At 70.7% G+C, this 14513-nt stretch carries 20 protein-coding genes; 12 read left to right on the top strand and 8 right to left on the bottom strand.

What is annotated here, in order from left to right; genetic code table 11:
- The first annotated feature begins 137 nt into the window (after positions 1 to 137).
- The 11 genes from LN251_RS22155 (at position 138) to LN251_RS22105 (ending at position 6532) form a co-directional block, all read left to right on the top strand.
- Positions 138 to 494 (top strand): SCO3933 family regulatory protein, encoded by a 357-nt coding sequence (locus LN251_RS22155; RefSeq protein ID WP_458245897.1) that lies wholly within the window; start codon positions 138 to 140, stop codon positions 492 to 494.
- Between the two features lie 2 nt (positions 495 to 496).
- Entirely contained in the window at positions 497 to 1852 is a 1356-nt protein-coding gene (locus tag LN251_RS22150; RefSeq protein ID WP_458245896.1) for an FtsK/SpoIIIE domain-containing protein, read from the top strand.
- A 63-nt stretch (positions 1853 to 1915) separates the two neighbouring features.
- Positions 1916 to 2095: a hypothetical protein gene (locus LN251_RS22145; RefSeq protein ID WP_458245895.1), complete on the top strand. Its 180-nt coding sequence runs from the start codon at positions 1916 to 1918 to the stop codon at positions 2093 to 2095.
- Positions 2095 to 2745 carry a DUF2637 domain-containing protein gene (locus LN251_RS22140; RefSeq protein ID WP_458245894.1) on the top strand — a complete coding sequence of 217 codons (651 nt, stop codon included), beginning with the start codon at positions 2095 to 2097 and terminating at the stop codon, positions 2743 to 2745. Before LN251_RS22145 ends, LN251_RS22140 begins: the two co-directional genes overlap by 1 nt.
- A gap of 19 nt (positions 2746 to 2764) precedes the next feature.
- Positions 2765 to 2956 carry a mobile element transfer protein gene (locus LN251_RS22135; RefSeq protein ID WP_458245893.1) on the top strand — a complete coding sequence of 64 codons (192 nt, stop codon included), beginning with the start codon at positions 2765 to 2767 and terminating at the stop codon, positions 2954 to 2956.
- Between the two features lie 11 nt (positions 2957 to 2967).
- Positions 2968 to 3126, top strand: coding sequence for a hypothetical protein (locus tag LN251_RS22130; RefSeq protein ID WP_458245892.1), 159 nt, complete (start codon positions 2968 to 2970; stop codon positions 3124 to 3126).
- Positions 3127 to 3145: 19 nt separating this feature from the next.
- On the top strand, positions 3146 to 3457 hold the full coding sequence (locus LN251_RS22125; protein WP_458245891.1) for a SpdD-like protein: 312 nt from the start codon (positions 3146 to 3148) through the stop codon (positions 3455 to 3457).
- 85 nt (positions 3458 to 3542) lie between these two features.
- Entirely contained in the window at positions 3543 to 3728 is a 186-nt protein-coding gene (locus LN251_RS22120; RefSeq protein ID WP_458245890.1) for a hypothetical protein, read from the top strand.
- Positions 3721 to 5100 (top strand): replication initiator protein RepSA, encoded by a 1380-nt coding sequence (repSA, locus tag LN251_RS22115; RefSeq protein WP_458245889.1) that lies wholly within the window; start codon positions 3721 to 3723, stop codon positions 5098 to 5100. The genes LN251_RS22120 and repSA overlap by 8 nt, the downstream gene beginning before the upstream one ends.
- A complete protein-coding gene (locus LN251_RS22110) occupies positions 5097 to 5294 on the top strand; it encodes a helix-turn-helix domain-containing protein (protein WP_458245888.1) in 198 nt (65 codons plus the stop codon). The genes repSA and LN251_RS22110 overlap by 4 nt, the downstream gene beginning before the upstream one ends.
- Entirely contained in the window at positions 5294 to 6532 is a 1239-nt protein-coding gene (locus tag LN251_RS22105; protein ID WP_458245887.1) for a tyrosine-type recombinase/integrase, read from the top strand. Before LN251_RS22110 ends, LN251_RS22105 begins: the two co-directional genes overlap by 1 nt.
- 191 nt (positions 6533 to 6723) lie before the next feature.
- Here LN251_RS22105 and LN251_RS22100 read toward each other — a convergent pair whose 3' ends face one another.
- The 6 genes from LN251_RS22100 to rpsB all read right to left on the bottom strand — a co-directional run bounded on the left by LN251_RS22100 (position 6724) and on the right by rpsB (position 12009).
- Positions 6724 to 7173: an SRPBCC family protein gene (locus LN251_RS22100; protein ID WP_458245886.1), complete on the bottom strand. Its 450-nt coding sequence runs from the start codon at positions 7171 to 7173 to the stop codon at positions 6724 to 6726.
- Between the two features lie 101 nt (positions 7174 to 7274).
- Complete coding sequence (locus LN251_RS22095) at positions 7275 to 8441, bottom strand: phosphatidate cytidylyltransferase (RefSeq protein ID WP_458245885.1); 1167 nt, start codon at positions 8439 to 8441, stop codon at positions 7275 to 7277.
- Positions 8441 to 8998 (bottom strand): ribosome recycling factor, encoded by a 558-nt coding sequence (frr, locus tag LN251_RS22090; RefSeq protein WP_030943211.1) that lies wholly within the window; start codon positions 8996 to 8998, stop codon positions 8441 to 8443. The genes LN251_RS22095 and frr overlap by 1 nt, the downstream gene beginning before the upstream one ends.
- Before the next feature lie 144 nt (positions 8999 to 9142).
- Positions 9143 to 9901, bottom strand: a complete 759-nt coding sequence (gene pyrH, locus LN251_RS22085; protein ID WP_058922723.1) for a UMP kinase — start codon at positions 9899 to 9901, stop codon at positions 9143 to 9145.
- Positions 9902 to 10072: 171 nt separating this feature from the next.
- On the bottom strand, positions 10073 to 10909 hold the full coding sequence (tsf, locus tag LN251_RS22080) for a translation elongation factor Ts (protein ID WP_458245884.1): 837 nt from the start codon (positions 10907 to 10909) through the stop codon (positions 10073 to 10075).
- Between the two features lie 182 nt (positions 10910 to 11091).
- Positions 11092 to 12009 (bottom strand): 30S ribosomal protein S2, encoded by a 918-nt coding sequence (gene rpsB / locus LN251_RS22075; protein ID WP_458245883.1) that lies wholly within the window; start codon positions 12007 to 12009, stop codon positions 11092 to 11094.
- 271 nt (positions 12010 to 12280) lie between these two features.
- Here rpsB and LN251_RS22070 point away from each other — a divergent pair, with 271 nt between their 5' ends.
- The gene (locus LN251_RS22070; protein WP_458245882.1) at positions 12281 to 12877 is read left to right on the top strand and encodes a peptidoglycan DD-metalloendopeptidase family protein; all 597 of its coding nucleotides are present in this window, start codon (positions 12281 to 12283) and stop codon (positions 12875 to 12877) included.
- On the opposite strand, the gene LN251_RS22065 is transcribed toward LN251_RS22070, so the two are convergent.
- On the bottom strand, positions 12857 to 13411 hold the full coding sequence (locus LN251_RS22065; RefSeq protein WP_458246771.1) for a TetR/AcrR family transcriptional regulator: 555 nt from the start codon (positions 13409 to 13411) through the stop codon (positions 12857 to 12859). The two genes, LN251_RS22070 and LN251_RS22065, sit on opposite strands and share 21 nt — an antisense overlap.
- An 85-nt stretch (positions 13412 to 13496) precedes the next feature.
- A complete protein-coding gene (gene whiG, locus LN251_RS22060; RefSeq protein WP_458245881.1) occupies positions 13497 to 14339 on the bottom strand; it encodes an RNA polymerase sigma factor WhiG in 843 nt (280 codons plus the stop codon).
- Positions 14340 to 14513: the final 174 nt, after the last annotated feature.

The raw sequence follows: 14513 nt of genomic DNA, 5'->3' as shown, positions 1-14513 counted from the left end.
CCTTAGGGACGTTTTGACGGTACATCAGACGTCCCTAAAGTTCCATACGGGCCGTGATGCGTCCACCCCCTCTCGGGGTCTCCTGAACTCACCGACGGGATGTCGGTCAAGAAACCACTACAGCAGGAGACAAGACGATGCGTCAGATCCCCGTGGACACCTCCGCCGCGACCGTGATGGTCGCCAAGACCCCGCAGCCCAAGGTGAAGGACCGCCGTACCGGCGAGATCGCCATGGACACCGAGACCGGCGCGAAGCTGATGACCGTGGACGTGATGTTCGCGGCCAACGACGAGGTGGAGATCCTGTCCGTCACCGTCCCGGAGCCGGGCATCTCCGGTGAGCTGGCCATGGGCACCCCGGTCGCGCTTACGGGCCTGATCGCCCGGCCGTGGGAGAACGACTTCAACGGCCAGAAGCGGCACGGCATCGCCTTCCGCGCCGTCGCGGTCACGTCCCTGGTCGCCGCTGCCGCGAACTCCAAGGCTGCCTGATCATGACCACCCTCACGGTCGCTCTGGTGCTGGTCGTCGCTACTGCGGGTCTCCTGCGGTGGCGGCGCCCCGCCTGGTACTGGATGACCTTCGGCGTCACCCTCGCGAGCCTGCGGGTCCTGGTCCGCTACGCCTCCGTCATGGACGCCTGCGGCCTGACGGTCCCGCCCTCGCGCTGGCGCCTGGCCCTGGCCCGGGTCACCAACCGGCCCGTCCCGGGCCCTCGCCCGCCGCGCATCCTGCGCTTTCGTCCGACCCGGACCGGCTTGGTCCTGCGGCTGGGCCTGCGCCCCGGTCAGGACGCCTTCGACGTCGCCGCCGCCTCCGACCGGCTGCGCCACTCCTTCTCGATGTACGGCGTCACCTCGCGTGAGGTGCGCTCCGGGGTCGTGGAAGTGCGGATGACCGGCTACGACGTCCTCAAGCGGGTGCAGATGCCCGCCAAGGTCGACACCCGCCCCATGCGGGTTCCCGTCGCCCTGCGCGAGGACGGCTCGGTGCACTACCGCGACTACCGCGCGATCCCGCACGCCCTCACCCTCGGCGCCACCGAGTCGGGCAAGTCCGTCTACCAGCGCAACCTGGTCGCCGGGCTCGCCCCGATGGACGTCGCCCTGGTCGGCATCGACTGCAAGCAGGGGGTGGAGCTGTTCCCGCTGGCCCGCCGGTTCTCCGCACTGGCCGACAACCCCGACACCGCCGCCGACCTCCTCGACGCACTCGTGTCCCGCATGGAGAGCGTCTACCAGCTCATCCGGGCTGAGCAGCGCATCACGTCCGCCGTTGCGGACGCCGAGATAGCCGCCGACATCTGGGACCTGCCCGACCACCTGCGGCCGGTGCCGGTCGTGGTTCTGGTCGATGAGGTCGCCGAACTCGCCCTGTTCGCCAGCAAGGACGAGGAGAAGCGGCGCGACCGCATCATCACCGCCCTGGTCCGCCTCGCCCAGCTCGGCCGCGCGGCCGGCATCTACCTGGAGATCTGCGGGCAGCGCTTCGGCTCCGAACTCGGCAAGGGCATCACCATGCTCCGCGCCCAGCTCACCGGCCGCACCGCCCACCGCGTCAACGACGAGACATCCGCGAACATGGCCTTCGGCGACATCTCGCCGGACGCCGTCCTGGCCGCCATCCAGATCCCTGCCGAACTGCGCGGCCTGGCCATCGCCGGGGACTCCACCGGCGGCTGGCACCGCATCCGCGCCCCGCACACCTCCCTGCGCCAGGCCGTGAACACCTGCAACCGGCACGCCGACCGCACCCCGGCCCTGCCCGAACTCGCCGCCTTCCGGCCCGAGCTGACCGTCACCACTGAGGCCCCGGTGCGCCTGTCCAAGACGGCTCCCGTCACGGCCTGACCCTCCCCGCCCCACGGTCGGCGCGACCACCCTCCGCGCCAGGTCCCTACCCCCGCCTGCCTGATGAAGGGAGAACCCCTCGCCATGTGCCCCGACTGCGAGGACTTCGCCCGCACCGTCCTGCTCTTGGGCCAGCTCGCCCTCTACGCCGACACCACCGATGCCGACCTCGACTTCGTCGAGATCGTCAGTCCCTGTCTGGCCGCCTCGCTCCCGCAGCCGCCGACCGGGGAGGAGGCCTGATGGCCGCCCGCCACGGCCTGCGCGTCGACGCCGTCCTGGTCCAGGCCGTCATCGCCGGAGCTCTGTCCTTCGCCCACCTGCACGACCTGGCCGCCGCTGCCGGGCAGGACGGTTGGAAGGCATGGGCCTACCCGGTCAGCGTCGACCTGCTCCTGGTAGCTGCTTGGCGACGACTGCGCTCCGAGGGCCCGTCCCGGCTGGCTTGGTGCTGGTTCCTCATCGCCCTGTTCGCCTCCCTCGGCGCGAACATCGCCACCGCCGGATTCCTCGACCTGGCCGACCCGCCCGCCCTGCTCCGACTCGGCATCGCCGGATGGCCCGCCCTCGCCTTCCTCGGCGGCACCCTCCTCGCCCACTCCGTCGAACACCGGCCCCCGGCCGTCCAGGAACCGACCCCGGAGTCCGAGGTCGTGGACGACCGCGAACCGGTCCCTGCCCCCGCGCCCAACCCGGAACCGGTCGAGGAACCGCCGGCACTTCCGCCCGCCGACCCGGCGCCCGCGGTTCCTGCCGTCCTCGTCGACCACGCCCGCAAGGTCGCCGCCGACTACCGCGACCGCACCGGCGCCCCGATCGACACCGACACCCTCCGCGCCCGCCTCGGCGTCCCGCCCCACCTCGCCGACGCCATCGCCGCCCAACTCGCATGACCTGGAAGGAGAACCCCTCATGCCCGCCCGCGACCACTTCCACTCCGTGATGCGGATCGGCCCCGTGCAGATCGGCACCCACCGCGACCGCCACGGCCACACCACGCACGCCGCCGTGTGCACCGCCGACCGCTGCGGCTGGTCCGCCGACTACTCCAGCCAGTCCGCCGCCCAGCTCGCCGCCCGCACCCACCGCTGCCGCGTCCGCTAGGAGACACCGCCATGCAGGTCCCGCTCTGGTTCGCGCTCGCCGTCGTCGGCTACCTCGGCGTCAAGTTCCTCCGCCCGCCCTGGTGGCTCGTCGCCGTCCTCCTCCTGGGCGGCTACCTCCTCGCCGACAGCTTCCTGGCCCCCGCCATCGACACCGCCCTGACCAAGTAACCGCGAAGGGAGAACCGCCATGCTCCGCCCGAAGATCCCCACCATGCCCAACCCGACCGGACTCATCACCCCGCCCGCCGTCGTCGAGCCGACCACCGTGGTCCAGCACCACCCGACGCCCGCCCCGGCCCCCCAGGTCCCCTCCCGGCCCACCGTCCAGCTCACCCCGGCCTCGGTGCTGGCCCTCGTCGGCGGCGGAACGGCCGTGGTCCTGGTCGTCGGCGCCGTCCTGGTCTCGATGCTCCTGGCCGTCGCCATCACCGGCGCATCCGTCGCCGTCTGCGCCCTGGTCATCCGCTCACTGATCACCGCCGACGCCAAGCGCCGCTGAAGGGCCGCCGGGTGGCGCACAAGCCGCCAAGCACGCCGCCACCCGGGGCCGTTCCTTCCAACCGCAATCGAAAGGAACCACCATCATGGCCCACCGCACTTCGCTCCCGCCGAGGATCTGCCCGGCCTGCGACGGCTTCGCCTGCGTCGCCGTCACCCTCGGCGGCCGCGACCGGAACGGTCACCTGCGCACCATCACCGCGCACTGCCCGGCCTGCAACGGCCTCGGCCTCACCCGTACCCGCTCCCACCGGGAGGGTGCCCGTGCCTGAGCAGCTGCTCGACCGTGCCACCCTCGGCGACCTGCTGAGGGTGGCTTCGGCCGATGACTTCGACCGCTGGCACGAGCAGATCCGCCGCACCGGAGGCTGCTCCGACCCCATCCACCTCACCGGCTGGACCCTCACCAAGGACAAGACGACCGGCGAGACACTGCACCACTACTCCACCGAGAACGAACCCGGCGGACGGCTCCGCCTCGCCTGCGGCAACCGCCGCGCCTCCCGCTGCCCCTCCTGCGCCTGGACCTACGCGGGCGACACCTACCACCTCATCCGCGCAGGACTCGCCGGAGACGACCGCCGCGACATCCCTGCCACCGTCCGCGACCACCCCCGCGTCTTCGCCACCCTCACCGCCCCCTCCTTCGGCCGCGTCCACAACCGGCCCGACCGGGGCCTCTGCCGCTGCGGCACCCACCACCCCGCCGACGACCCCGTCCTCGGCACCGCCCTCGACCCGGAGACTTATGACTACGCGGGCGCGGTGCTGTTCAACAACCACGCCGGGCAGCTGTGGCAGCGCTTCACCAACCGGCTCCGCCGGGAGGTCGCCGCCCGCGCCGGCATCACTCAGCGGGAGTTGAAGGACTCCGCCCGCCTCTCCTACGGCAAGGTCGCCGAGTTCCAAAAGCGCGGCGCTCTGCACTTCCACGCCGTCATCCGCCTCGACGGCCCGGACGGACCCGACGCCCCGCCCCCGGCCTGGGCCACCGTCGATCTGCTCGACGACGCCATCCAGGCCGCCGCCGCGCACTCCTACACCTCGGTCTCCGTCCCGGCCGCCGACGACCAGCCCGCCCGGACCTTCCGCTGGGGCACCCAGCTCGACGTCCGCCCGGTCAAGGCCTTCGGTGACGGCTCCGACATCACCGAACAGGCCGTCGCCTCCTACGTCGCCAAGTACGCCACCAAAGCCGCCGAGAACACCGGCACCCTCGACCGCCGTGTCGGCGAACTCTCCGAACTCGACCGCCACGGCGTGCCCGACCACACCCGCCGCCTGATCGAAGCCTGCAAGCTGCTCGACCCGCTGTACCCCGACCGGCGCCTGTGGGCCTGGGCGCACATGCTCGGCTTCCGGGGCCACTTCTCCTCCAAGTCCCGCCGCTACTCCACCACCCTCGGCGCTCTCCGCCAGGCCCGCGCCGACTACCGCGCCGCCCAGGAGCACGCCGCCCTCGGCCTCGAGGACCAGGAGCCGGACACCGTCCTGGTCCTCGCCGACTGGCACTACGCCGGACACGGCCACACCCCCGGCGAATCCGTCCTGGCCGCCACCATCGCCCGCGACCTCCAACTCAACCGCGAAACCGCCCGCGAAGCCCTACAAGATCAACTCGCCCTGGAAGGAGCTGCCGCATGAACGTCCGCACGCTTCCCGAGCGGTACTTGACTCCGGACGATGTCGCCGAGCTCCTCCGCGTCCCGGTCGAGACGCTGTACCAGTGGCGGCGGAAGCGCACAGGTCCTCCGGCCTTCCGCGTCGGCCGGCACCTTCGCTACGACCCCGCCCGGCTTCGCGAGTGGGTCGACGGTCTGACCGAGGTGGCCGCCTGATGCCCGGCCACGTGCAGGATCGCTGGTACAAGACCGAGACGGGTCCGGACGGCAAGCCGGTGAAGGTGAAGACCGACCGCTACGGCAGCGGGCTGCGCTACCGGGCCCGTTACGTCGGTCCGGATGGCACCGAGAAGAGCCGGTCCTTCCCCGACCGCCAGAAACGCAAGGCGGAGGAGTGGCTGGCCGAGACAGCGGCCGACATGTCCCGTGGTCAGTACGTCGACCCCAAGGCCGCCCAGGTCACCTTCCAGCAGTACGCGGAGCGCTGGATCACCGGACAGACGACCGACCTGAACACCCGTATCGGAGTGGAGACCCGGCTCCGGCGGCACGCCTTCCCCCGCATCGGGACTCGTCCCCTCGGGTCCTTCCGGCCGGTCCACATCCGCGAGTTCGTGCGTGACCTGGAAACCGACTCGACGATAGGCGACAGCTACGCCCGCAACATCTACGCCAACGTCCGCGCGGTGCTGTCGGCCGCCGTGGATGACGGCCATCTCGCCCGCAACCCGTGCTCAGCGGCATCGGTCCGCCCGCCGTCCGTCTCGGCCGCCCGGGTCGTGCCCTGGCTCCCGTCCCAGGTGCGGGCGGTCCGCGACGCGCTGCCCGAGCGCTACCGGGCCATGGTCGACGTGGGGAGCGGCTGTGGTCTCCGCCAGGGCGAGATCATCGGCCTGTCCGAGGACGCCGTGCGGTTCGACGGCGACACGCTGCGGGTCACCACTCAGGTCAAGCTGATCCGGGGCACAGCCGTCTTCGCTCCGCCCAAGGGCAACAAGGAGCGGGACGTGCCGCTGCCCTCCTCGGTGGCCTGCGCCCTGCGCCGGCACATGGAGCGTTACCCGCCTGTGGGCATCAAGCTGCCGTGGGGTCGGCCGGACGGCCCGCTCACCGAGCGGCGTCTGATCTTCACCAATACGGTCGGCGGCATCGTCTGGCGGAGCAACTTCAACTTCCACGAGTGGAAGCGCGCCCTCGCCGCGGCCGGTCTCATCCCGACGCCGGAGTCCGGCAAGCCGCACGCCTCTGCCCGGCGGCACGGAATGCACGCCCTTCGCCACTTCTACGCCTCGGTCCTCCTGGACGCGGGCGAGAGCATCAAGGCCGTGAGCGAGTACCTGGGCCACGCCGATCCGGCGATGACGCTACGGGTGTACGCCCACCTGATGCCCAGCAGCAGCGAGCGTGCCCGCCGGGCCCTGGACGACGTCTTCGGCACGGCCCGGGAGCCCTGACGGCCCAGGGACGGCCCACCGGGTACGAGACGGCCCCCTACTGGCGACAAAGCCGCTGCTAGGGGGCTTCTTCATGCCCGTGGAAGATCAGTTCTCCGGGCTTTGGCATGGCTGTACCAGTGTCGCAGATCAATCCGGTGTGCCGGTCTGCCCCGCGACGGGAGCCCGGGGAGGGCGGAGTGGCGGGCGCGCTAGGCGGCCGTCTGTTCCAGTTTGTTCTTCAGCAGGCGCTCGTTGCGCGGCATCTCCTTGCGGGCCTGGGGGCGGACGACGAGGGGCAGCAGGAGCTTGCCGATGCCGTGGCCCTCGAAGTCGAGATCCATCGTGACGTGGGTGCGTCGGCCGTCGTCGATGGGGGTGAGCTCGGCGTGGAACCTGCCTCGGACGGGGCCGTCGATTCCGTGCACGGACCAGGAGTGCTGCGGGTCGTACTCGGTGCACTCCATGGTCATCGGCATCTCGCGCCGGCCCATGTGCCGGGTGACGCGGACGCGGGAGCCGAGGCCGAAGGGGCTGTCGTCGAGCTGTTCGGCGGAGATCGCGCTCAGCTGCCATTCCGGCAGATGGGAGGGGTCGGTGACGTACGCCCAGACATCCTCCGGACGGCGGTCCACGTCGAACTCTTCATGGATGGCGGACATGGCGCCTCCTCTTCAGGGACATTCCCTTTGAGGGCTTACACCGGGATCGTCCCACTCGCCCGACGGCCGCGCCATCGAGCGAGCGGGACTTCAGAGGCCTGTCAGCCCGATCCGACGAACAGCACCAGCAGCAGCCACACCACCGGAGCCGTCGGCAGCAGCGAGTCCAGGCGGTCCATGATGCCGCCGTGGCCGGGCAGGAGCGTGCCCATGTCCTTGATGCCCAGGTCCCGCTTGATCATCGACTCGCCGAGGTCGCCCAGCGTGGCGCTGGCCGCGACCGCGAAGCCGAGGACGAGGCCCTGCCACCAGGCGCCGTCGTCGATCAGGAACTGCATGCACAGCGCACCCGCCACCATCGCGAACGACACCGCGCCGAGCAGGCCCTCGCGGGTCTTGCCCGGGCTGATGCGCGGCGCCAGCTTGTGCCGGCCGAAGCGCCAGCCGACGGCGTACGCGCCCGTGTCGCTGACGACCGTCAGGAGCAGGAAGGTCAGCACCCGCCACGGGCCGTCGTCGGCCGTCAGCATCATGGCGACGAAGGTCGCGAGGAACGGGACGTAGAAGGCGGCGAAGACACCCGCCGTGACGTCCTTGAGGTAGCCCTCCGGCGGCTCCGTCATGCGCCAGACGAGGACCGCGAGGGCCGTCAGCGCCATCGCCACCCACGCGCCCTCGGCACCCCGGACGTACCCGGCGACGACCATCGCCGCGCCACCGAGCGCCAGCGGGACGAGGGGCGCCTTGATGCCCTTGCGCTCCTGCAGCCGGCTGGTCAGCTCCCACAGGCCGACGACGACGGCGACCGCGACGACGCCGACGAAGACGGCCTTGACGACGAACAGCGACGCGATGATCACCACGCCGAGCCCGACGCCGACCCCTATGGCCGCGCCCAGGTCGCGCCCCGCGCTCTTCTTCTGCGGCGGCGGCGCCGGCTGAGGGGCGTCGGGCATGGGCTCCGGATTCTGCTGCGCCGCCGGGTGGGGCGGTGCCTGCGGCATGTCGTAGGTCTGCGCCTGCGGCGATTCGTCGCGGAACAAGGGGCCGCTCAGCCGAGCGGCCCCCCGGTCGTCATCCTGGTCGTCGCCGTATCGAGGTACGGGTCCGTCGGGCACGATGGGCATGGGGCGAGTCTGCTGCGCCTTGGGCGCATCGTACGCGGGACCCGCCGGGGCAGCCCCCTGGACAGGCCCCTGGTCATGGGGCCCCCAGTAGCCGGCCTGCGACCCGGTGTGTGGCGGCGCTCCCCAGGAAGAGTCGTTCATCAGACCTCGAGCAGCTCCGCTTCCTTGTGCTTCAGGAGCTCGTCGACCTGTGCCACGTACTTGTGGGTGGAGTCGTCGAGCTCCTTCTCGGCGCGGCGGCCCTCGTCCTCGCCGACCTCGCCGTCCTTGATCAGCTTGTCGATGGCGTCCTTGGCCTTGCGGCGCACGGAACGGATGGACACGCGCGCGTCCTCGGCCTTGCCCTTGGCGACCTTGATGTAGTCGCGGCGGCGCTCCTCGGTGAGCTCGGGGAAGACCACCCGGATGATGTTGCCGTCGTTGCTCGGGTTGACACCCAGGTCGGAGTCGCGGATGGCCTGCTCGATGTTGCGCAGGGCCGTCTTGTCGAACGGGGTCACGACCGCCATGCGCGGCTCCGGCACGGAGAACGAAGCCAGCTGGTTGATCGGCGTCGGCGCGCCGTAGTAGTCGGCCACGATCTTGTTGAACATCGCCGGGTGCGCACGACCGGTGCGAATCGCGGCGAAGTCCTCCTTGGCGACCACGACGGCCTTCTCCATCTTCTCCTCGGCCTCGAGGAGGGTCTCTTCGATCACCACTTGCTCCTGCGTGTCTTGAGTGAGGCCCGGCTGCGGTTCCTAGGTGGGGCGGCGGCCGGCTGCGTCGCGTCTTCTTCCTGCACGGTTCCCGACCTGCGGGACATTGTCCATCCCCCGGTCAGGGTCCGTAGGTGTTGCCTGTCAGTCCCGGCTGTCCTGGTCACCCACCAGCGTGCCGATCTTCTCACCCTTGACGGCGCGGGCGATATTGCCCTCGGCCAGAAGCTCGAAGACGAGGATCGGAAGCTTGTTGTCGCGGCACAGCGTGATGGCGGTGGCGTCGGCGACCTTCAGGTCGCGGGTGATGACCTCGCCGTAGCCCAGGGAGTCGAACTTGACGGCGTCGGGGTTGCGCTTGGGGTCGGAGTCGTAGACCCCGTCGACGCCGTTCTTGCCCATCAGCAGCGCCTCGGCGTCGATCTCCAGGGCACGCTGGGCGGCGGTGGTGTCGGTGGAGAAGTAGGGCATGCCCATTCCGGCGCCGAAGATGACCACGCGGCCCTTCTCCAGGTGCCGGATGGCGCGCAGCGGGATGTACGGCTCGGCGACCTGCCCCATGGTGATCGCGGTCTGCACCCGGGACTGGATGCCCTCCTTCTCCAGGAAGTCCTGGAGGGCGAGGCAGTTCATGACGGTGCCGAGCATGCCCATGTAGTCCGAGCGGGCCCGGTCCATGCCGCGCTGCTGGAGCTCGGCGCCGCGGAAGAAGTTGCCGCCGCCGATGACGACCGCGATCTCCGCGCCGTCGCGGACGACGGCCGCGATCTCGCGGGCGATCTTGTGCACCACGTCGGGGTCGACCCCCAGGCCCCCACCACCGGAGAAGGCCTCACCGGACAGCTTCAGCAGAAACCGGCCGCGTACTTTGCCGTCGTCGCTCTTCTGGGGCTTGGTGGTCATGGAGATCCCGCCTCTTTCACGTGTTGCACATACGAAGAAGGCCATTGCCGCTGGGGTGGCGTTTCGCTCCCATGCTCGGCAATGGCCTCCTCGTCAGATCCGCTGTCGTCCGTCACCCGCTGACAACTGCGTACGACCCTATCGGGGTCGTGCGCCGATCGCGGTACGGACTCAGATGCCGACCTTGATGCGCGCGAAGCGCTTCAGGGTGACACCGGCCTCGTCCAGGACCTTCTGGACGGACTTCTTGTTGTCGAGCGCGTACGGCTGGCCGAGCAGCGTGGCGTCCTTGAAGAAGCCGTTGAGGCGACCCTCGACGATCTTCGGCAGGGCGGCCTCGGGCTTGCCCTCGGCGCGGGTGGTCTCCTCGGCGATGCGACGCTCGGACTCGACGACCTCGGCCGGCACGTCCTCCTTGGAGAGGTACTTCGGCGCGAAGGCGGCGATGTGCTGGGCGATGCCCTTGGCGACCTCGGCGTTCGGCTTGTCCAGCTCGACGAGGACACCGATCTGCGGGGGCAGGTCGGGCATCGTGCGGTGCATGTACGCGAGGACGTAGCCGTCGGAGTACTGCGCGAAGCGGTCCAGGACGATCTTCTCGCCCAGGTTGGCGTTGGCCTCGTCCACGAACGCCTGGACGGTCTTGCCGGCCTCGATCTCGGAGGCGAGCAGGGCGTCGAGGTCGGCCGGGGAGGTCTTCGCGATGTGCTCGGCGATCGCGGTGGCGACGGCCTGGAACTTCTCGCCCTTGGCGACGAAGTCCGTCTCGCACTTCAGCTCGACGAGGACGCCGGAGGAGTTGTCGTCGGCGATGATGGAGACCACGGCGCCGTTCTCGGCGGAGCGGCCCTCGCGCTTGGCGACGCCCTTCTGGCCCTTGATGCGCAGCGCCTCGACGGCCTTGTCGACGTTGCCCTCGGCCTCGTCCAGCGCCTTCTTGCAGTCCATCATGCCGGCGCCGGTGAGCTCACGAAGCTTCTTGACGTCGGCGGCGGTGTAGTTCGCCATGAGTCTGTGAATCTTTCTCGAAGTCTGGAAGATCGAAGATCTACGGGGTCTGTGGCCCCCATGGGGTCGGGGGCCGTTGACTCACCGCCGACCTACGGGTGAACGGCGGGAGCGGGTTTCCCCGCGCCGGAGGCGCTGATGGATACCGTCCGCTCCCGCCGTCAACTCCTGACGCTGACGGGTCAGGCCTGCTCGGCGTCCGCGGCCGGAGCGGCCTCGGCGGCCGGAGCCTCGGCCTCGGGGGCCTCGGCGGCAGGGGCCTCGGCGGCGGGAGCCTCAGCAGCCTCGGCCGGCTTCTCGGCCTCGGCGGCGGGGGCCTCGTCGGCCTTCTTCTCGCCCTCGAGCAGGTCGCGCTCCCACTCGGCGAGCGGCTCGCCCGCGGCCTTCTCCTTGCCCTCGGTGGCCACACCGCTGCGGGAGATGAGGCCCTCGGCGACGGCGTCGGCGATCACGCGGGTGAGCAGGGTGACGGAGCGGATCGCGTCGTCGTTGCCCGGGATCTTGTAGTCGACCTCGTCGGGGTCGCAGTTGGTGTCGAGGATGGCGACGACCGGGATGTTGAGCTTGCGGGCCTCGCCGACCGCGATGTGCTCCTTCTTGGTGTCCACGATCCAGACGGCGCTGGGAACCTTGGACATCTCGCGGATACCACCGAGGGTCTTCTCCAGCTTGGCCTTCTCGCGCGAGAGCACGAGAAGCTCCTTCTTGGTCAGACCGGACGCGGCGACGTCCTCGAAGTCGATCTGCTCGAGCTCCTTGAGGCGCTGCAGACGCTTGTAGACGGTGGAGAAGTTGGTGAGCATGCCGCCCAGCCAGCGCTGGTTGACGTAGGGCATGCCGACGCGGGTGGCCTGCTCGGCGATGGCCTCCTGCGCCTGCTTCTTCGTGCCGACGAACATGACCGTGCCGCCGTGGGCGACGGTCTCCTTGACGAACTCGTAGGCGCGGTCGATGTACGACAGCGACTGGAGCAGGTCGATGATGTAGATGCCGTTGCGCTCGGTGAAGATGAAGCGCTTCATCTTCGGGTTCCAGCGACGGGTCTGGTGACCGAAGTGGACGCCGCTCTCCAGCAGCTCCCGCATCGTGACGACGGCCATGGCCGTTTCTCCTTGGTTTTCTCGGTTGTGCCGCGGGTACCGGACGGCTCCCGCGCCTGACGCCCGCGTGCGCCTTGCCGCGAAGGACCGAGAGGCGCTGACACCGGCGGGTGACCACCTGATGTCGGGGCGTGCGAAGTCGACCCGGTGACCCGGATCGCCAGAAGAAGTGTACGGGACCGGCGGGGCACCGGGTGACGCCGCTGTCCACAACCCGGGAGTTGTCCACAGATCCCGGCCATGATCGACGGGGATGCGGGACGGTTTCCGCATGCGAGCGATGCGATACGGACGCCTGACGGCGGCGGCTCTGCCGGTCCTGGCGTGGGCGGCCGTGACCCCTTGGGCGTGGGCGGAGCCCCCGCCCTCCCCGGCGGCCCCCTCCCCCGGCGCCCCCGCGATCGGCCGCGCCTGGCCGGTGGGCACCCACCCCATGGTCCTACGGGGCTGGGAGCCCCCGGCGACGGTCTACGGCCCCGGTCACCGCGGCGTGGACCTGGCGGCGCCGGCCGGGACACCGGTGCGCGCGGTGGCGGCCGGCCGCGTCTCCTTCGCGGGCCGGGTGGCGGGCCGGGGCGTGGTCTCGGTGGAGCTGGGCGGAACGGATCTGCGCACGACGTACGAGCCGGTGCGGCCGTCCGTGCACAAGGGTGCCGAGGTGGCGGCGGGCGAGGTGGTGGGCGTGGTGGAGCCGACGGGTGCGCACTGCGCGGTGACCTGCGTGCACTGGGGCCTGCGCAGGGGGCGGACCTATCTGGATCCCCTGTCGCTGCTCCCGCCGTGGCTGCTGCACGGAGGGCCGTCGAGACTGCTGCCGGTGCTCGGAGTGCCTCTGCCCCGGCCGGTCTCAGCCGCGAACGCCCCGTAGCGCCATGCCCACCGCCGCGTCCGCGACCACCGCGGGCTCCTCGGCGCCCAGCTCGATGCGCCGCACGGCCGCGTCCACCACGCCCTGCACCAGCATCGCGGCCAGCCGGGGCTCCGCGTGCCCCATCTCCGCCAGCGCCTCGACGATCATCGTCACGAGCCCGCCGTGCGCGGCCCGGATCCGCTCCCGCGCCCCGGCGTCCAGCTCGCTCGCGGAGATCGCGACCACGGCCCGGTGCCGCCGGTCCCCCACCAGCTCCAGCTGCCGCCGTACGTACGCCTCGATCCGGTCCTCGGCCGCGTCCTCCCGCTCCATGGCCGCCGCGACCTCGGCCGCCCACACGGGGAAGTCGACCTGGCACAGCTCCTCGACCACCGCGGCCCGCGACCGGAAGTACTCGTACACGGACGACCGCGCCAGCCCCGTCCGCTCGGCGAGGGCCGGGAACGTCAGCGCCTCCGTCCCGCCCTCGGACAGCAGGGACCGAGCCGCGTCCAGCAGGGCGGCTCGCTGCATCGACCGGTGTTCGGCCACGGAGGCCGCTCGAATCCTTGGCACGTCAACCACTTTACGGACGCGCCACCCCCGACGGGAGGGAGTCACGCGCTCCGGCGGGCCGTCACCGCCCGAAGCCGGCCAGCTTCGCCCGCAGCTGCAGCACGGACTTGGTGTGGATCTGACTCACCCGGCTCTCGGTCACACCGAGCACGTTGCCGATCTCGGCGAGCGTGAGGCCCTCGTAGTAGTACAGCGTGACGACGGTCTTCTCCCGCTCGGGCAGGGTGTTGACGGCCCGCGCCAGGAACCGCCGCAGCTCCCGGTCCTCGGCCACCTCCACGGGATTGTCCGCGGCGGTGTCCTCCAGGGTGTCCATCAGACTCAGCCGGTCGCCGCCCTCACCGCCCACGTGCAGCAGTTCCTCCAGCGCCACCACGTTGGCCAGCGACAACTGACTGAACACCGCGTGGAGGTCGTCCACCGCGATGCCCATCTCGGCGGCCACCTCCCCCTCCGACGGCGTCCGTCTGAGCCGCGCCTCCAGCGTGGCGTACGCCCGCTCCACGTTGCGCGCCTTCTGCCGCACCGAGCGCGGGATCCAGTCCAGCGCCCGCAGCTCGTCGATCATCGCGCCCCGGATCCGGGTGATCGCGTAGGTCTCGAACTTGATCTCCCGGTCGACGTCGAACTTCTCGATCGCGTCGATCAGCCCGAAGACGCCCGACGAGACGAAGTCGGCCTGCTCCACATTGGGCGGCAGACCGACGCTCACCCGCCCCGCCACGTATTTGACCAGCGGCGAGTAGTGCAGGATCAGCTGCTCCCGCAGCCGCTCGTCCCCCGTCGCCTTGTACGACCGCCACAGCTCGTCGAGCGTCGAGGGAGCGGGCGGCCGCACGCTGCCACCGTCACGGGCGGCTGGGGGGATCGCCGCCCGGTCGGACCCGGAGGTGTGCTGGGGCATTCGTCGCCTTGTGCCGTTCTGCCGTGAAGTACGCGTTCTACGTGAAGTGCGTCGGAATCCCCGTGAGCGTAGCGTGACTGGAGCGTCGCTTTGCGCGAGAAAGAGCGGGGAACGGGTACGCAGAACGTTCCGACGGGCGCCCCGCGCACTCAGGGCGATTGCCCAGCGTGACCG

The sequence above is a fragment of the Streptomyces sp. MAI_2237 genome (assembly GCF_054189285.1).
The sequence above is the reverse complement of the archived record's forward strand: the minus strand, read 5'-3'. Positions and strand labels throughout refer to the sequence as shown.

Coding starts and splice junctions, on each gene's coding strand:
- LN251_RS22155 (WP_458245897.1), top strand. CDS start 138: ATGCGTCAGATCCCCGTGGACACCTCCGCCGCGACCGTGATGGTCGCC.
- LN251_RS22150 (WP_458245896.1), top strand. CDS start 497: ATGACCACCCTCACGGTCGCTCTGGTGCTGGTCGTCGCTACTGCGGGT.
- LN251_RS22145 (WP_458245895.1), top strand. CDS start 1,916: ATGAAGGGAGAACCCCTCGCCATGTGCCCCGACTGCGAGGACTTCGCC.
- LN251_RS22140 (WP_458245894.1), top strand. CDS start 2,095: ATGGCCGCCCGCCACGGCCTGCGCGTCGACGCCGTCCTGGTCCAGGCC.
- LN251_RS22135 (WP_458245893.1), top strand. CDS start 2,765: ATGCCCGCCCGCGACCACTTCCACTCCGTGATGCGGATCGGCCCCGTG.
- LN251_RS22130 (WP_458245892.1), top strand. CDS start 2,968: ATGCAGGTCCCGCTCTGGTTCGCGCTCGCCGTCGTCGGCTACCTCGGC.
- LN251_RS22125 (WP_458245891.1), top strand. CDS start 3,146: ATGCTCCGCCCGAAGATCCCCACCATGCCCAACCCGACCGGACTCATC.
- LN251_RS22120 (WP_458245890.1), top strand. CDS start 3,543: ATGGCCCACCGCACTTCGCTCCCGCCGAGGATCTGCCCGGCCTGCGAC.
- LN251_RS22110 (WP_458245888.1), top strand. CDS start 5,097: ATGAACGTCCGCACGCTTCCCGAGCGGTACTTGACTCCGGACGATGTC.
- LN251_RS22105 (WP_458245887.1), top strand. CDS start 5,294: ATGCCCGGCCACGTGCAGGATCGCTGGTACAAGACCGAGACGGGTCCG.
- LN251_RS22100 (WP_458245886.1), bottom strand. CDS start 7,173: ATGTCCGCCATCCATGAAGAGTTCGACGTGGACCGCCGTCCGGAGGAT.
- LN251_RS22095 (WP_458245885.1), bottom strand. CDS start 8,441: ATGAACGACTCTTCCTGGGGAGCGCCGCCACACACCGGGTCGCAGGCC.
- pyrH (WP_058922723.1), bottom strand. CDS start 9,901: ATGACCACCAAGCCCCAGAAGAGCGACGACGGCAAAGTACGCGGCCGG.
- tsf (WP_458245884.1), bottom strand. CDS start 10,909: ATGGCGAACTACACCGCCGCCGACGTCAAGAAGCTTCGTGAGCTCACC.
- rpsB (WP_458245883.1), bottom strand. CDS start 12,009: ATGGCCGTCGTCACGATGCGGGAGCTGCTGGAGAGCGGCGTCCACTTC.
- LN251_RS22070 (WP_458245882.1), top strand. CDS start 12,281: ATGCGAGCGATGCGATACGGACGCCTGACGGCGGCGGCTCTGCCGGTC.
- whiG (WP_458245881.1), bottom strand. CDS start 14,339: ATGCCCCAGCACACCTCCGGGTCCGACCGGGCGGCGATCCCCCCAGCC.